The sequence below is a fragment of the Streptomyces sp. SL06 genome (genome assembly GCF_058244745.1).
This window is the reverse complement of the sequence record NZ_JBSYOT010000002.1, coordinates 3,510,993-3,527,182: the sequence shown is the minus strand read 5'-3', so window position 1 is coordinate 3,527,182 and position 16,190 is coordinate 3,510,993. Positions and strand designations below refer to the sequence as shown.

General features: G+C 75.7%; 15 protein-coding genes. 8 read left to right on the top strand and 7 right to left on the bottom strand.

Annotated features, from left to right (window positions below; all coding sequences use genetic code 11):
• Positions 1-12: 12 nt before the first annotated feature.
• The 3 genes from AC4IHM_RS16105 to AC4IHM_RS16095 all read right to left on the bottom strand — a co-directional run bounded on the left by AC4IHM_RS16105 (position 13) and on the right by AC4IHM_RS16095 (position 2,615).
• Positions 13-1,059: an endonuclease/exonuclease/phosphatase family protein gene (locus AC4IHM_RS16105; protein WP_490867729.1), complete on the bottom strand. Its 1,047-nt coding sequence runs from the start codon at positions 1,057-1,059 to the stop codon at positions 13-15.
• An 89-nt stretch (positions 1,060-1,148) separates the two neighbouring features.
• On the bottom strand, positions 1,149-2,066 hold the full coding sequence (locus AC4IHM_RS16100) for a hypothetical protein (protein WP_490867728.1): 918 nt from the start codon (positions 2,064-2,066) through the stop codon (positions 1,149-1,151).
• A gap of 87 nt (positions 2,067-2,153) precedes the next feature.
• Complete coding sequence (locus AC4IHM_RS16095; protein WP_490867727.1) at positions 2,154-2,615, bottom strand: hypothetical protein; 462 nt, start codon at positions 2,613-2,615, stop codon at positions 2,154-2,156.
• Between the two features lie 102 nt (positions 2,616-2,717).
• Here AC4IHM_RS16095 and AC4IHM_RS16090 point away from each other — a divergent pair, with 102 nt between their 5' ends.
• Together AC4IHM_RS16090 and AC4IHM_RS16085 are read left to right on the top strand one after the other, a co-directional pair.
• On the top strand, positions 2,718-3,926 hold the full coding sequence (locus tag AC4IHM_RS16090) for a PP2C family protein-serine/threonine phosphatase (RefSeq protein ID WP_490867726.1): 1,209 nt from the start codon (positions 2,718-2,720) through the stop codon (positions 3,924-3,926).
• Between the two features lie 64 nt (positions 3,927-3,990).
• Positions 3,991-5,070: a hypothetical protein gene (locus AC4IHM_RS16085; RefSeq protein ID WP_490867725.1), complete on the top strand. Its 1,080-nt coding sequence runs from the start codon at positions 3,991-3,993 to the stop codon at positions 5,068-5,070.
• Positions 5,071-5,119: 49 nt separating this feature from the next.
• Here AC4IHM_RS16085 and AC4IHM_RS16080 read toward each other — a convergent pair whose 3' ends face one another.
• Positions 5,120-5,308: a hypothetical protein gene (locus AC4IHM_RS16080; protein ID WP_490867724.1), complete on the bottom strand. Its 189-nt coding sequence runs from the start codon at positions 5,306-5,308 to the stop codon at positions 5,120-5,122.
• A 111-nt stretch (positions 5,309-5,419) separates the two neighbouring features.
• On the opposite strand from AC4IHM_RS16080, the gene AC4IHM_RS16075 reads away from it, so the two are divergent.
• Together AC4IHM_RS16075 and AC4IHM_RS16070 are read left to right on the top strand one after the other, a co-directional pair.
• Positions 5,420-6,769 carry a helix-turn-helix domain-containing protein gene (locus tag AC4IHM_RS16075; RefSeq protein ID WP_490867723.1) on the top strand — a complete coding sequence of 450 codons (1,350 nt, stop codon included), beginning with the start codon at positions 5,420-5,422 and terminating at the stop codon, positions 6,767-6,769.
• 87 nt (positions 6,770-6,856) lie between these two features.
• Positions 6,857-7,573, top strand: a complete 717-nt coding sequence (locus AC4IHM_RS16070; RefSeq protein WP_490867722.1) for a GAF and ANTAR domain-containing protein — start codon at positions 6,857-6,859, stop codon at positions 7,571-7,573.
• Between the two features lie 309 nt (positions 7,574-7,882).
• On the opposite strand, the gene AC4IHM_RS16065 is transcribed toward AC4IHM_RS16070, so the two are convergent.
• Positions 7,883-8,650, bottom strand: a complete 768-nt coding sequence (locus AC4IHM_RS16065) for a hypothetical protein (RefSeq protein WP_490867721.1) — start codon at positions 8,648-8,650, stop codon at positions 7,883-7,885.
• 318 nt (positions 8,651-8,968) lie between these two features.
• On the opposite strand from AC4IHM_RS16065, the gene thrS reads away from it, so the two are divergent.
• The 3 genes from thrS to AC4IHM_RS16050 all read left to right on the top strand — a co-directional run bounded on the left by thrS (position 8,969) and on the right by AC4IHM_RS16050 (position 13,165).
• A complete protein-coding gene (gene thrS, locus AC4IHM_RS16060; protein WP_490867720.1) occupies positions 8,969-10,210 on the top strand; it encodes a threonine--tRNA ligase in 1,242 nt (413 codons plus the stop codon).
• A gap of 56 nt (positions 10,211-10,266) precedes the next feature.
• Entirely contained in the window at positions 10,267-11,247 is a 981-nt protein-coding gene (locus AC4IHM_RS16055; RefSeq protein WP_490867719.1) for a nucleoside hydrolase, read from the top strand.
• Positions 11,248-11,494: 247 nt separating this feature from the next.
• Complete coding sequence (locus AC4IHM_RS16050; RefSeq protein WP_490867718.1) at positions 11,495-13,165, top strand: glycoside hydrolase family 13 protein; 1,671 nt, start codon at positions 11,495-11,497, stop codon at positions 13,163-13,165.
• Between the two features lie 28 nt (positions 13,166-13,193).
• On the opposite strand, the gene AC4IHM_RS16045 is transcribed toward AC4IHM_RS16050, so the two are convergent.
• Positions 13,194-13,565: a DUF6479 family protein gene (locus AC4IHM_RS16045; protein ID WP_490867717.1), complete on the bottom strand. Its 372-nt coding sequence runs from the start codon at positions 13,563-13,565 to the stop codon at positions 13,194-13,196.
• A 148-nt stretch (positions 13,566-13,713) separates the two neighbouring features.
• Here AC4IHM_RS16045 and AC4IHM_RS16040 point away from each other — a divergent pair, with 148 nt between their 5' ends.
• Positions 13,714-15,339 (top strand): right-handed parallel beta-helix repeat-containing protein, encoded by a 1,626-nt coding sequence (locus AC4IHM_RS16040; protein WP_490867716.1) that lies wholly within the window; start codon positions 13,714-13,716, stop codon positions 15,337-15,339.
• 570 nt (positions 15,340-15,909) lie between these two features.
• Here AC4IHM_RS16040 and AC4IHM_RS16035 read toward each other — a convergent pair.
• Complete coding sequence (locus AC4IHM_RS16035) at positions 15,910-16,149, bottom strand: twin-arginine translocase TatA/TatE family subunit (RefSeq protein ID WP_490867715.1); 240 nt, start codon at positions 16,147-16,149, stop codon at positions 15,910-15,912.
• Positions 16,150-16,190: the final 41 nt, after the last annotated feature.

Below are 16,190 nucleotides of genomic sequence, written 5' to 3'. Positions count from 1 at the left end.
CCGGGGCCGGTCTCAGCCGGCCTCGTGCAGGGTGAGGTCCACGACCAGCGCGCGGTGGTCGGTGTCGGCCAGGTCCAGGAACCGGGCGCGGTGCGCGGTGAAGTCCTCCGACACAAGGACGTGGTCGATCTGCACGCCGAACGCCGGGGCGGTCCCGGCCGGCCAGGTGACCGTACGGTCGGACCCGGCCAGCCGGGCCGCGTCGCGCAGCCCCGCGTCGAGGATGCGGCGGAAGGCGGCGTGGTCCTGGGAGGCGTTGAAGTCGCCGGCGAGGACGGTGGGGGTCCCGCTGTCCTCGGCGTCGGCTGCGGCGTCGCGCAGCGCCCCCAGCTCCTTGCGCCACAGGCCCACCTGGTCGGGCAGCGGCGGCATCGGGTGGGCGAGCTGGAGCCGTACGGCGTGGCCGCGCACGTCGGCGATCGCGCCGGGCATGCCCATGGTGCCGGGGACGCCGGGCGCGGCCTTGAGCGGGAAGGCGCTGAGGATGACGGAGCCCTCGGAGCCGCCGCCCGACACGGCCCGCCGGTGCGGATAGTCGGCGGCGAGGTCGCGCCGCAGTGCCGCCTCGCACGTGTATTCGCACTCCTGTACGAACACGAGGTCGGGCCGTACGCGCCGTACGGCGGCGACCAGCTCGCCGGTGCCCTGTCCGAACTCGACGTTCAACGTCATCACCCGCAGCTCGGCGACGGGCAGTCCGATCGGGTCGCCGGTCTTGCCGTACGGCTCGATGAACCAGGCCAGCAGCCCGAGCAGCGCGATCCCCCACACCGCGCCGGTCCACCACCGGGCGAGCAGGCAGAGCAGCAGCCCGGCGCCGACCGGCGCGAGCAGCCAGGGCAGGAAGGCGAGGAGCTGCGGTACAGGAGTGACGCCGTCGCTGTCGGCGACCCGGCAGCCGACGACCACGCTCACGCCGGTGAACAGCAGCCCCACGCACCAGACCGTGAGGCGCCGTCCGGTGCGCCGGGCCGCCGGCTCCCCGTGGGAGTGGGTCCACTGGTCGCTCGCCGTGTCGGTGTCCAAGTCCCGGCCTTCCGTTTCGCGGGTGCGGCGCATGTCCGCGCGTTGCCCGAATCCTTCCTGAAGACGGACCCCGTGGACGGAAAGTTGCGCGGTCGTGCCCCGCCCGTGGAACTGCCGGGCCCTCAGAGGCGGGCGCGGGACGTCGGCCGGGGCACCGCCCGGTCGGCCGGAACCTGCCCGGACACCCGGCGCCGGCGCGGCAGGAATCCGTACCGGCCCGTGAGCCAGGAGGCCAGGGCGACCGTCAGACCGAGGCCGACCAGCAGCCAGGACGCCGTGCGCAGGGTCTCGGTGAGGGCGTCGTAGACGGCGCCCGCGGCCGGTGCGTCCACCGCGCCGGGGAGCCGGGTGAGGGTGAGCCTGCGGCCGACCACGACCGCGAGGGCGAGCAGGGCCCCGCCGAGGGCGGTGCCGATCCCGGCGGCCGTGACGGCACGGCGGCGGCAGGCCGCGACGGCGATGCCGGTGAGAGCGAAGACGACGGCCGCCAGCGGCAGCCAGAAGGCGGCGACGTTGAGCACGTGGTAGCCCTTCCTGAGCCGGTCCACCTCGTGGGCCGGGAGCACGGTGACGGCGGTGTGCCGCACCGGGATGCGCCGCGCGAACGGCACGTTGTCCTCGGTGAGGCGTTCTCGTACGCGCGCGGTGACGGGGGCCAGGTCGACGGTGACCGCGCGTCCGCCGGCCCGTTCGTCCCGCAGGGAGCGCAGTACGGCGTCGTGGACGGTGCGGTTGGCCGCGTCCCAGCCCTCCCGGAAGGCGTCGGTCCGGGTGAACGACCGTGCCGCGTCCTGGGCGAAGAGCCGCACGGTGCCGTTCACGGGGCCGGCCGCGACCTCGTCCACGATCCCGGCGCCCAGCGTGTCGGCGACCACGTCCCGTACGTCGGGATCGCCGGCGAGCGGTGCCATGGCCGCGACGTACCGTCCGGTGTCGGCCAGTCCGTACGCCGCCCAGCCCGCCAGCGTGCCGCACGGCACGAGCAGGCAGGCGAGGACGATCAGGACGGCCGACAGGGCGCTGCGAAGACGTGGGACCACCCTCCCAGGCAAGCCCCCGCACCCGCACCCGGCGACCGGCGTGACTGCATTCGGCCCCCTGCGGCGAGCCGTACGGGCCGCAGGGGGTCAGGTGACGCGAGGGGCCGTCGCGTCCTCGTGGGTGCCGGAGTGGTAGTACAGCGCGGTGGACACCGCCGCCGCGACCAGCAGGGACACGACGACGCAGGTGAACATGGCCACGCCGCTCTGGGCGTACATGAACCCCAGCGTGCTGCCCGCGAACGCGCCCCACAGCACCGCGTGCCCCTCCCGGGGCAGCCGCCGGGCCACCTCCCGGACCACGACGTGGAGCACGGCGAACGCGAGCGCGGTCAGGAAGCCGAACAGCAGATTGCGGCCGGTGATGGGGCCGCCGTCGCGGCGGACCGCCGCGGCCCAGTAGCCGACGACCAGGCCGAGCGCGACGGGCACCGCCCACTTCGCCGTCCTGTGGGTCCGTTCGCCGAAGACGTCGGGCGGCGTCGTACGGCCGCGCGTCCGCGTTCCCGTACCGGTGGAGGTGCCGCGTGTCGGTACCGCGTGAGCCATGAGAGCACTCCTCTCGCCTCGCCCCGACTACCAGGGCACACCGGCGCGGGACGGGAGGCAAGTCGGGATGCGGGCCGTGGGCGGGCGTGCTTCGCTGGCCCCGTGAGGGGTCGCGTCCGCAGGCCGGTACGCGGCCGGTGGCGGCTGCTCGGCCGGCTCGTCCACGCCGCCGGCCAGGGCGACGCCGTGTCCCGGCACGAGTTGCTCAGCATCCGCGGCCACAGCGTCGCCTGGGCGTTCCCGATGCTCCTGCTCGTCGGCATCGCCACCGCCGACATCACCACCGGCGCGTTCGAGATCATCTCCTGGACCGTCCTCGTACCCGGGATCGCCGCCGCCATCTGCGGGGTGCGGGGCACCGCCGTGTTCGCCGTGCTCGCGATCGGCGGGTACCTCCTCGCCGACACCGTCCGGCAGCACCGCGACGAGAGCGGACTGCCCGGCCTGGTCCTCGTCACCCTCGGCGGGGCCATCGCCGTGCTGGCCGCCGGGGTCCGGGTCGGCGGCGATCGGCGCATGCTGCACATGCGGGACATCGCCGACACCACCCGCCGCACCGTGCTGCGCCCGCTCCCGGTGGGCTTCGGCGGCCTCGACCACGCCGCCGTCTACCTCTCCGCGGACACCGAGGCCCGCGTCGGCGGCGACTTCTACGACATCCAGCCGGGCCCGCACGGCACCCGCGTCCTCGTCGGCGACGTGCAGGGCAAGGGGCTGGGCGCGGTGGACACGGCCGCCGCGCTGCTCGGCACCTTCCGCGAGGCCGCCTACCACGAACCGGACCTCGCCACCGTCGCCGAGCGCCTGGAGACCCGCATGGTCCGCCACCGCGCGCACACCGCGGCCCTCGGCCGGTCGGACGGCGACCGCTTCGCCACCGCCGCGCTGATCGGCTTCTCCCCGGACCTGCCCGACGCCGTGGACGCCGTCGTCTTCGGCCACGAACCCCCGCTGGCCGTCGGCCCCCGCGGCGTACGGGCCCTGCCGGTCGTGGGCGGACTGCCGCTCGGCATGGCCGAACTGGCCCCGGCGCCGGGCACCCCACCGCCGGTGCAACGGCTGGCCCTCGCCGCGGACGAGACGCTGCTGCTGGTCACCGACGGGGTGACCGAGGCCCGTGACCCCGGCGGGGTCTTCTACCGGCCCGCCGACGACATCGCCCGCGCCGTCGCCGCCGACCCGCCGAACGCCGCGCCCGGGAGGCTGGTGGCCCTCGTACGGGACGGCACGCTGCGCCACTGCCGGGGGCGCGTCACCGACGACACCACGGTCTTCGCGGTACGGCGCCGGCAGCCGTCCGCCGACCGCTGAGTGCCCCGCTTCGCAGCCGCAGCCGTTACCGTTCTGCCGTACGTGATCGACAGGGGGAGGGGACATGCCCGGAACCGTGCTGCTGCTCGCGGCGTCGCCCGTGGGCAGGGGGTGCCTGGTGGACGCCGCCTCCGTGCTCCCCGTGCTCGCCGCCGTGCCGCCCGCCGTGCTGTCCGGCACCGACACGGCGAACGTCGTCGAACTCGCCGACCCGCTGGAGCCGCAGGCCGTCCTCACCCGGCTGCGCGCCGCCGCGGCGGCACCCGGACCGCTGACCGTCTACATCGCCGGGCAGCTCCAGCTGGACCGGCGCCAGCGCCTGCCCCATCTGGCGCTGGCCCGTACCACCCCGGCGACCGTCCGCTACACCGCACTTCCCTGGCACTGGGTCCGCGAGGAACTGCGGCTGCGGCCGAGCGGCGCCACGACGCTGCTGCTCGACCTGCACGCCGACCAGGAGACCTGGCACTGGCTGCGGGCGAACCCGCTGGACTGCGGGCGCAACAACGCCGTCTACGGCCGCGTCGCGCCGCCGCCCGCACGGCGGACGGTGGCCGTCCCGTCGTACATGCGGACCGTCGCGACCATCCTGCGCAGCGGGCACCGGCCCCCGCTGGACCAACTGCACCAGCAGGCGCTGGCCCGCGGCGCGGCCGAGGGCGCGGGCGGCGGCGCGCCCTCCGGTGCCGACCTGGTGCTGACGCCACCCGGGCCGGTGGTGGGCGACCCGCACGCCGTCATCGCCGACGCCGTACGCACCGGGCGGCACGCGGACGCCGACGCGCTCGCCGCCCGGCACGAGATGGCCGCCGCCCACGCGCACGGGCCCGCCTCCGAGGAGGCGCTGCACTGGACGGAGGTGCGGGCCGACCTGGCGATGTTCGCGGGGGACCCGGCGCGCAGTTGCCGCGCCTGGCTGACCGTGGCCGAGGCCCGGCTGGGCGCCGGGCAGCCGCCGCAGGCGCCCGCCGTGGAGGCGGCCGTGGACCGGGCCCACCATCAGTGGGGGCAGATCCGCGACGCCGGCCGGGCCCGGGAACTGGGCGCGGCGCTCGCCGCGCTGCGCGGCCGGGTGCCGGGCCGGCGCGAGGGCGCGCTCGACCATGTGCGGCGGGAGCTGAACCGTTTGCAGACCCAGGGCTGAGGGCGCCCCGGTCCGCGTCACCTGTGCCGCTTCGTACCCGGCGGTCGCCTCAGCGGCTCACGGTGGCCAGGGAGTCCATGTCCGAGGTGGTGTCCCCGGCCGGGACGGGGGCCGGGACCGGGGCGCGTGCGGTGCCGGTCGGTCCCGTGTTCGCGGCCAGCAGCAGACAGGCCACGGCGACGAGCGCGGCGGCGACGGCTCTGGCGTAACGTTCGGCGGTGCGGCTGCGTTCGGGCACGGCGTCCTCTGTGGGATCCGGGGATCGTGTCAAGCGCTTAAGCACGCTTAATACGCGGTTTAACCTAGAGCCGTCGGACTCGAACGGCAAGAGGCCCAAGGGGAGTTGGCAGTGGGGGACCGTGACGACCAGGAGGCCATCGGGCGCCGGGTGCAACGACTGCGGGCCGAGCGCGGGATGACCCAGCGCCAGCTCGCGGAGCCCGCGTACACACCCGCGTACATCTCCACCCTGGAGGCCGGCCGGGTCCGCCCCTCCGACGACGCGCTGCGCCACCTCGCCGAGCGACTCGGCGTCGGCTACGAGGAGTTGGCCACCGGCCGTCCGGCGCGGCTCGCCACCGACCTGCGGCTCAGGCTCACCGGGGCACAGCGCACGCTCGCCACCGAGGGCGCCGGACCGGCGGCCGCGCAGTACGCCGAACTGCTCGCCGAGGCCGAGGAGTACGAGCTGGCCGAGGAGCGGGCCGCCGCGCTGCTCGGACTCGGGGAGTGCGCCGTGGAGACCGGCGAACTGGTCACCGGCCGCCGGTACTTCGAGCGGGCCGAGCAGTGCCTCACCGAGGCCGGCGCCCCGTTGCCCGCCCGGGTCCCGGCCCTGCGCGGGCGCGCCCTCGCCCACTATCTCGCCGGCGAACTCCGGTACGCCGTCTACCTCCTGGAGACCACGCTCGACGAACTGAACCGCGGCGGCCTGCACGACCCCGACGCGCTGCTGCTGCTCTACGCCAGCGCCATCGGCCCCTACATGGACATGGGCGCCCACGCGCGCGCCGCCCAGGCCGCCGAACTCGCCCTCTCCCTCGCCCCCAGCGCCGGCGACCCCGCCCTGGTGGCCCGCATGCACCGCTCGGTCGCCCGCACCCTGCTCGCCGAGGGGCGCCTCGCCGAGGCCGACGCCTCGCTGGCCAGAGCCGCCGAGCTGTACCGCACGCTGCAACTCCGTACCGAGCTGGCCAACTGCCACTGGATGCGCGGCTACGTCTACGCCCAGAACGGCGAACTCCCGCGCGCCGAGGAGGAGATGCGGGAGGCCCTCGGCATGCTCTCGGAGACCCGCGCCGCCCTCTACAGCAGCCAGGTCGCCGTCGAGCTGGCCGACGTACTGCACCGGCGCGGCAAGTCCGAGGAGGCCGCGGCCCTGCTCCACGGCGTGCTGGACGACCTCTCCTCCGAACGCGGCGCCGTGCACTCCGCGGGCGCGCACCGGCTGCTCGGCATCATCGCCGAGGACGCCCGGGACACCGAGACCGCCGAGGAGCACTACGTCCGCGCCATGAGCCTGCTGGAGCGCGCGGGCGCGGCCGGCGACCTGGCCGACCTGTGCCGGCTCCTCGGCGACCTGCTGCGCCGCACCGGCCGGGTGGAGGCGGCCCTCGACGCGTACCGCACCGGCCTCGGACACCGCACGGCACCCGGCACGACCACCCTGGGCCCGGCGCCCGCGCAGCCGCCGCTGTAGGGCCCCGGCCTGCGGCTCGTCCGGGTTTCCCCCGGTCGGGCAGGGGTAGTCGAGCCTGCGCTCCGCGCGAGTGAGGAGGCGGTGCGTGTGCGGCCCCACGACGAACCCCGGTCCTCGGACGGGTCACGCGCCGCCGAGGTGATCGCCGGGCAGGTGCGCGGCGCCCCGCCCGGTGAGGTGCCGGGGCGGCTGTGCGAGACGGCGCTGCGGCTGCTGCCGGTGACCGGCGCGAGCGCGTCGCTGCGGATCGAGGGCGTTCCGGTACGGCTGTGCGCCAGCGGCGAGCGGGCCTCGTACCTGGCGGAGATCCAGGCCACCCTCGGCGCCGGGCCCTGTGTGAGCGCCGCGGAGTCGGGCGCCGCGGTGCTCGCCTGCGATCTGACGGCCGGCGCCGACGCCGACCGGTGGCCCGTCTTCGCCCAGCAGGCGACGGCCGTCGGCGTCCGGGCGGTCTACGCGCTGCCGCTGGGCAGCGCCGCCGTGTGCCTGGGCACCCTCGACTTCTACCGGGACACCCCCGGCGCGCTGACCGGGCCGCAACTGCGCACGGCACGGCTCGTGGCCGGTGCCATCACGGTGGCGCTGATGGCCATGCCGCGCGGGGAGGGCGCCTGGCTGGACGAGGTGGCCGGTGACCACGACGAGGTCCAGCGGGCGGTCGGCATGATCATGGCCCAGCTCGGCATCGGCGCCGACGAGGCCCTGGCCCGCCTGCGCGCCGACGCGTTCGTCCGCGGCCGCACGGCCTACGACGTGGCCCGCGACGTGATCACCCACCGCAGACGCTTCGACGGCGACCGTTAGGTCCCGGCCCGCCCCCGCGGGTGCCGGGCCGGGACCTCGCACCCGGGCCGCCGACCGGCTGACCGGTCGGCCGAACGACGCTTCGGGGCGCCGCATCCGGACACCGAGTGGACGCGTATGTGGATGTACACGCGGGCGCGCACCGGCACACGCGGGGGCGCGCTTCCGGGCATGCACCGGGGCAGGCGTCCGGGCACGCACGGGCCCCTGCTGTCCCGGCGCCTGTCGAGGTGCACGTCCTGCACGCATCCGGGCATGCGCCTGGCCGCACACCCCGGCCGCACACCCCCGACACCCACCCGCACCCCCCTAGACCTGTGCCCGCCCCTGACGCCGGGCCTCCGTCAGGCGTTGGGTGCCCGTCTCGACGGCCCTCCGGGTGGCGTCGTCGGCCGGTTCGCCGAGGCTGCCGCAGGTGAGGCTGATGGCGTCGTCGCCGACGCGTACGACGACGAGGTCCAGGGTGAGGACGGCCTCCCCGGCGCCCGCCGCCGCACCGCTCACCGTCACCCGCAGGCCCTGCCGGGCGTCCCCCGGCGCGGGCAGCGGGATGCCGCCGACCCGGACGTCCCGGGTGGCGCCGCCGGCGGCCCGCGCCGTGAACCGCCCGCACGTGTCCGGCAGCGTGCCGAGCCAGGCCAGCGCCCGGTCGAGGTCGGCGGCGCGGTACGAGGTGACCCGGTAGTGCAGCTGGGCCCCGCCGTCCGCGTCGTCCAGCGCGACCGCGGCCCGGGGCGCCGGGGCGGCGCCGACGAGGTCCTCGGTGTAGAGGGCGTCGAGGAGCCGGCCGCAGTCCGGTGGCTCGGCGCCGGCCTTGAGCAGCTCGTCCCGCCAGGTCGCGGCACCCCGCGTCGGCCCCCACGCCGCCCCCAGGTCGTCCTGCGTGATCAGGGCCGCCCGCGCCTGCCCGTGGGTGAGAGCCGGTGCGGCGGGTGACGGAAGCTCGGCCGGGGACCGCGCGGTGCCGGTCGGCCGGGCCGTCTCGCGCCCGCCCGGCGAGCAGGCGGCCACCGACAGGGCCAGCGCCGCCGACAGCGCGGCGGCGAGCAGGGGGCGGGTGGCGGGGGCGTGCTGCATCGGTGCCTCCTGAAGGGCCGGTGCGACCGGCGCCGTGCCAGGAGCGGTCACGCGGTCACACCCTCCACGGCACCACCGCTCCCGCCCGGTCACCAGCGTGCGGGGCCGTCCGGGCGAGGGGCCGGTGAACAAATGCCTCGCGGCGGCGCCCGCCCGCCGGTACCGTCCCGTCCATGAAGCGCGCCCGCCCCTGCCTCACGACGACGCCGGAGAGTGTCCCGGCGCGCTGACTGCTGACCAGAAGTCCGAAGCCCCGGGGCGAGCGCCCGGGGCTTCTTCGCGTGGCGCTCGCCCTCCGACCCGAGGAGCGCACCCACCGTGCACGACCAGGACCAGCACCCCGTCCACGACCACCGGCGGCTCGGCCGCGAACTCGGTCTGTTCGGCACCGACCCCCTGATCGGCGCGGGCCTGCCGTACTGGCTGCCCGACGGCGCGATCGTCCGGCACACCCTGGAGGAGTACGTCCGCGAGGCGGAGCGCCGGGCCGGCTACCGGCACGTGTACTCGCCCGTCCTCGGCAAACGCGAGCTGTACGAGATCTCGGGCCACTGGGAGCACTACCGCGACGACATGTTCCCGCCGATGAAGCTGGGCGCCGAGGAGGTCGTGCTCCGCCCGAGCCTGTGCCCCCACCACGCCCTCGTCTACCGTTCCCGCTCCCGCAGCTACCGCGAACTGCCCCTGCGCATCGCCGAGCTGGGCGCCATGTACCGCTCCGAGCCCTCCGGCGTCCTCGGCGGCCTGACCCGCGTACGCGCCATCCACCTCAACGACGCCCACATCTTCTGCACCCCCGACCAGGCCGCGGGCGAGGCCCGCGCCGCCCTCGGACTCATCCGCCGCGCCCACGCCGACCTCGGCATCCGGGCCGCCCGGTACCGCCTGTCCCTGCCGGGTCCCGGCGGCAAGTACGTCGCCGACCCGGCGCTGTGGCAGCGGGCCACCGCGCTGCTGGAGGAGGCCCTGGACGGACTGCCGTACGAGGCGGTGGAGGGCGAGGCCGCCTTCTACGGCCCCAAGATCGACGTGCAGATCGCGGACGCCGCCGGACGCGAGTCCACCCTGTCGACCGTCCAGATCGACTTCCACCAGCCGGAACGCTTCGGCCTGCGCTACATCGGCCCCGACGGCGCCGGGCACCGCCCGGCCATGGTGCACCGCAGCGTCATCGGCAGCGTGGAACGCGCGGTGGCCCACCTGATCGAGGCGCACGGCGGCGCCTTCCCGGCCTGGCTGGCCCCGGTGCAGCTGGTGGTGCTGCCGGTGGCCGAGGCGCAGCGGGAGCGCGCGTACGACCTCGTACGGCAGGCCGCCGACCGGGGGCTGCGCGCCGAGGTCGCGGGCCCGGAGCGGGGGAGCCTCGGCGCCCGGGTCGGGGCGGCGCGGAAGGTGCCGTACCGGGCGGTGATCGGCGCGCGCGAGGCCGGGGGCGGCGATCTGGTCGACGTACGGCTGCGGGACGGCCGCCGGCCGGGGCAGGTGTCCGGCGCGGAGCTGCTGCGGCGGATCGCCGACCGGGTCCGGGCGCGCGGCCCGGAGCTGTGGGAATCCGCCTGAGCCCGCGTAGGGTCGCGGCGACCCGCGCCCCGCCGAGCCCGAGGAGCCCTCCCGCCGTGACGACCGCACCCGACCGGCAGCCGCCCATCCCGGTGATCATCGACTGCGACACCGGCGTCGACGACGCCCTGGCCCTGCTGCTGGCGGTCCGCCACCCGGGACTCGACCTGCGGGCCGTCACCTGCGTGGCCGGCAACACCGACGTGGCGGGGGTCGTGCGCAACACCCTGACCGTGCTCGAACGGGCCGGCGCCCCGGACCTCCCCGTCGCCCGGGGCGCCGGCCGCCCGCTGATCGAGGACGTGCGCACCGCCCGGCACGTGCACGGCCACGACGGCATGGGCGACCTGGGCCTGCCCGCGCCCACCCGGGCCCCCGTCGACGTGGACGCGGTGACCCTGCTGCGCCGGGAGATCCTCGCCGCCCCGCGCCCGGTCACCCTGATCCCCACCGCCCCGCTGACCAACATCGCGCTGCTGCTGCGCACCCATCCGGAGGTCACCGGCAACATCGAGCGGATCGTGTTCATGGGCGGCGCGGTGGCCACCGGGAACGCGACGCCGGTCGCCGAGTTCAACGTGTGGCACGACCCGGAGGCCGCCGCGATCCTGCTCACGGCCGGGGTGCCGATCACGATGTACGGGCTGGACGTGTTCGAGCGGGTGATCGTGCCCGGTCCTGACGTACGGCGGCTGCGGGCGAGCGCCGAGCCCGGTACCCGGCTCGCCGGCGAGCTGCTCGCCCACCGCGGCCCGGCCACCGACGCGTCGGACCCCGGCGGCGGCCTCGGCGACGCGGGCGCGGTCTGCGCGGTGATCGACCCCGGGGGCCTGACCACGCGCCGGCTGCCGGTCGAGGTCTCCCTGGCCCCCGGCCCGGCCCGCGGCCAGACCCTCGTCGACCGCCGCCCGCGCGCCGGCGAGTCCGAGCTGCACGAGGGCGTGCGCGAACAGTCGCTGGTGGACGTGGCGTTGGACGTGGACGTGGACCGGTACGCGGGGCTCTACCTGGAGGCGGTCGAGCGCACTGGGGCATAGCCCCCGGCGCGTCACGGGCGCACGGGTTCGCTTCTCGGGCGATCTGGACAGACAGCCCTGAAAGCCCCTGCCGGACTTGCCCGAGGGGCCCCGGAACGACGAGACAGAGCCACCGGAGCCACGAGACAGACCCACCACAACCACGAGGCAGAGCCCACCGGATCCACGGAACGGAGCCCACCGGAACCACCCGGAAGAGCCCGACGGATCCATTCGTGTCGCCCGCACGCATCGCGAAGGAGCCCGCGTGACCGTACGCACCGTCACCAGCACGCCCGATCTGTCGTCCAAGGACCCGAACTGGTGGCGGCAGGCCGTCATCTACCAGGTCTACCCCCGCAGCTTCGCCGACGCCGACGGCGACGGGCTCGGCGACCTGCGCGGCATCACCCGCCGCCTGACCCATCTGGCCGCCCTGGGCGTCGACGCCCTGTGGCTCAGCCCGTTCTATCCCTCCGAACTCGCCGACGGCGGCTACGACGTGGACGACTACCGCGATGTCGACCCGCGCCTCGGCACCCTGGACGACTTCGACGCCATGGCCGCCGAGGCCCACCGGCTCGGCCTCAAGGTGATCGTGGACCTGGTCCCCAACCACACCTCGCACCGGCACGTCTGGTTCCGGGAGGCCCTGGAGGCCGGTCCCGGCTCGGCCGCCCGCGACCGGTACGTCTTCCGGGACGGCCGCGGCGAGCACGGCGAACTCCCGCCCACCGACTGGCAGTCCGTCTTCGGCGGCAGCGCGTGGCGGCGGGTGCCCGACGGCCAGTGGTACCTCCATCTGTTCGCGCCCCAGCAGCCCGACCTGAACTGGGAGAACGAGCAGGTCCGGGCCGACTTCCGCACCACGCTGAGGTTCTGGTGCGGCCGGGGCGTGGACGGCTTCCGGGTCGACGTGGCGCACGCGCTGGTCAAGGACCTCAGCGAGCCGCTGCGCGACCTCGGCTCCCCCGAACTGAGCAGCGAGGCGGCGCTCGGGAGGTTCGCGCCGGGCACCCACCCGTTCTTCGACCGGGACGAGGTCCACGAGGTCTACCGCGACTGGCGCAAGATCCTCGACGCCTGCACCCCGCCCCGCATGGCGGTGGCCGAGGCCTGGGTCCCCGGCGCCCGGCGCGCGCTGTACGCCCGCCCGGACGAGCTGGGCCAGGCCTTCAACTTCGAGTACCTCCAGGCCGGCTGGGACGCGGCCCGGCTCCGCGAGATCATCACCGGCTCGCTGGCCGACGCCCGTGCCGCCGGCGCCTCGGCGACCTGGGTGCTGTCCAACCACGACGTGGTCCGGCACGCCTCCCGCCTGGTCCTCCCGCCGGACACCGACCCCGACGCCTGGCTGCTGTCCGGCGGCCACGCGCCCGCGGTCGACAGGGCGGCCGGTCTGCGCCGGGCCCGCGCGGCGACGCTGCTGATGCTGGCGCTGCCCGGCTCGGCCTACGTCTACCAGGGCGAGGAGCTGGGGCTGCCCGAGGTGGCCGACCTGCCCACCGAGGTCCTCCAGGACCCGATCTGGGAGCAGACCGGGCACGTCCGCAAGGGCCGCGACGGATGCCGGGTGCCGCTGCCGTGGACGACGCAGGGACCGTCGTACGGCTTCGGCGCGGGCCCGGCGTGGCTGCCGCAGCCGCCGGACTTCGCGTCCTACGCCGTCCAGGCGCAGGACGGGGTGGCGGGCTCGACCCTTGAGCTGTACCGCACGGCCCTGCGCCTGCGCCGCAAGCTGCTCGACGGGGAGTCGCTGACCTGGTCGGACGATGTCCCGGACGGCGTCCTGCGGTTCGACCGCCCGACCGGCTGGCGCTGCGTCACCAACCTCTCCACCACAACGGTCGACCTGCCGCCCGGCGAGGTCCTGCTGACCAGCACCCCACTGAACGACGGCCGCCTCGGCCCGGACACGACGGCGTGGCTGAGCCTGTAGACGGCCGCCCGCAGGGCCGCGGCGTGGCTCAGACGTGTCCCGGGCCGCCGCTGCCGAAGGCTCCGCTCGATCCCGGGAGCCAGCGGCGGCGTTTCTGGTTCTCGCCGCGGCGGCTGCCAGAGTGGTGCAGCTCGTAGGGCATGAGCCGGGGGGCGCCGTCCGTGTTGAGCGGGATCTCGTCGGGTTCCCGCATCTCGCGTTCCTCGTGGACGGCGCCGGTGGCGGGGAGGTGGGGCTGCTCGTCGGCGCGGGGGCGCCTGGGCTCCCGGTCCATGACCCGCATGCCCATCCGCACGGCCCAGATCAGCGCGCCGACGATCACCAGCCCGAGGACGAAGGGCACGACCACGTCGAGGGCGCCGGGGGACGCGGCCAGGAGTTCATACGATGCCGTACTCATGTTCACATTATGTACCCCCAAATGGGATAAAGCGCCCGATATGCCCGACTGATCTCGCCCAGGGCTGGTACCCGGCCGGTACGAGCAAGGGCGGTGCCGGCGTCGGACCCGCCGCCCCTCGCGCGTCGCAGGCGGAAGGAGCGCCCCCATGACCGCACCGCTGACGGCCGATGCCCGCGAACACGGCCTGGCCGGGGACGGCACCACCGACGACGGACCGGCGTTGCAGGCGCTGGTGGACGCGCTGGGCGACGCCACCGCCGAGGACGGCCGGCCGCGCACCGTGCGCGTACCCGCCGGGCGTTACCTGATCCGGGACCGGCCCGTGCTCTGGCGCAGCGGCGTCTCGCTGATCGGCGCCGGACGCGGCGCCACCTGCTTCGCGCTCGCCAACCCGGGCGCCCCCGCCCGGCCGGTCCCGCTGGCCTGGTTCACCACCGCCCAGCACGGCGCCGGACGGGACCACCACATCGCCGACATCACCTTCGCGCACTTCGAGATCGACGGCTCCCAGGTGCGGACCGAGGCGTACGACGTGCTGGCCAAGGGGCTCGGCATGCAGTACGTGCTGCGCGGGCGCTTCAGCGACCTGTACATCCACGACACCGCCGCCACCGGCTTCGGCTGCGACTTCCTCCAGGACACCGTCGTCGAGGGCGTGCTCGCCGAGCGGTGCGGACGGCAGGACCCCGGCCGGAAGATGGGCGGCGCGGGCCTCGGGATCGGGGTCGGCGGATGGGGGCCGGTCGAGCGGCTGGCGGTGACCGACTGCACCGCGCGCGGCAACGGCACCAACGGCATCTTCTTCGAACTCCAGCAGGAGCACTGGGCCCCGCCGCGCGGCATCCGGGTCACCGCCTGCCACACCGAGGACAACCGCTACGGCATCTCCGACTGGGGCGCCGACGGCCTGCTCGTCACCGGCTGCACGATGCTCGGCAACCACGTCGCCGGGTTCGACGTGTCGGCGCAGGGCACCACGAGCGTCGGCGGGCGCGGCGGCATCGTCACCGGGTGCGTCCTCGACGGCAACGCGGGGGACGGGATCGCGCTCGGCAACACCCCGGGTCCGTACGCCTTCCGCGGCAACCGCGTCAGCGGCAACGGCCGGTACGGCTACTGGCAGCACAACCTGGCCGGCGGCGACCAGGAGCCCGCCACGGACATCGTCCTGGACTGCAACGACCTGTACGGCAACGCCCTGGACGGCATCCGCGTCGACGCCCCGCTGCACGAGCCCGCGATCGTCGGCAACCGGATCCGGGGCAACGGCCGCCGTGCCGCGCCGGGCGCGGAAGGGGGCGGTACGGGCGTCCGCTGCGGTCCGCTGTCGCTGACCGACGAGCACGCCGACTGGCTGCCGGGCGGCCACCGCGGCAAGCACCTGACGGTCGGCGACCCGGGCGCCGAGGCCACCGCGGTGGTCGCCGACAACAGCGCCACCGTGCTCACCCTCGCGCCGGTGCGCCCCGGCGCCGACACGGCCTGGCCCGACGGCACCCCGCAGCCCGGCACCGCCTACCGCCTCCCCCACCCCCCGGCCCCGCGCGCCGGCCTCACCGCCGCCGCCGCGGTGACCCACCCGTATGTGCAGGGCAACCGGGTCCGGGACGACGGGCACCCGCGCACCCAGACCCACGCCGTGTGGATCGCGCCGCAGGCCACCTGGACCGGCGGCCGGGTGTGCGGCAACGACTTCAGCGGCAACGCCGCGGCGGCGACCCGTTTCGACTCGGCGCCGAGCGGCGGACGCTGGCGGGACAACGCCGGCTGACGCGCCGGCGCGGACTCGGCGGAACGTGCTCCAGTACCCGCGGCGTCCGCTCCCACGCTGCCGCGAACCGCCGGACCACCGCGCCGGATGCCCACGCAGATCCACCGGGGGTCCTCGACCGCCTGGTCCGCGCCCGCCACCGGATCGCTCAGCACCAGCTCCCGCCGACCGGCCTCGGGCGACGGAACGACGTGCTGCTCCGAGGCGCCGACCGTCCGCGCGCCGCTGGACGTGATCGCCCGCCGGGCGCGGGGGTCGGCAACGCGACGCTCCACCGCCACTTCCCCACCCTGGCCGCCGACCGCGGCGCAACGACCTCATGACCACCCGTCTGCGGCGTCGACAGCCTGGAGGCGGTGCACGAGCACAATCGCCTGACGAGAGCCTGGCCGGCCCGCGATCTGGACATCCCGGCGCGTCAGCTCGAATGGCCGGACGAGGTGAGCGCGCCGGCATTGGGACATCCCCGCGGAATGTGGCCGGAAGACGAACGGGTGGCGGGGAACAGATTCTCCCAGCCGTGAGAATCGTCCACCTCCGCACGCCCGGGACGGAGCTTGCGCGTCTGCCTCAGATCTGCGAAGTGCCCTCGGTGCCGGTGTCCTCGCGCTTGACGGTCTCGCCCTTGATGACGCGCGGCTCGCCGGCCGGCCTCCGCTCCTCGGGCTCGGGGTCCTCGGTCGCGCGGGCCTCGGACTTGAGGATGCGGGCCGATCTGCCGGCCGAGCGGGTCAGCTCGGGAAGCTTCTTGGCGGCGAGGACGGCTACGACGACGATGAGAATGATCGCGAGTTCGCTCAGTCCGAACACGGCGCTCCCCTGGTGAATGTGCGGTGCGGGCCCGCGGCACG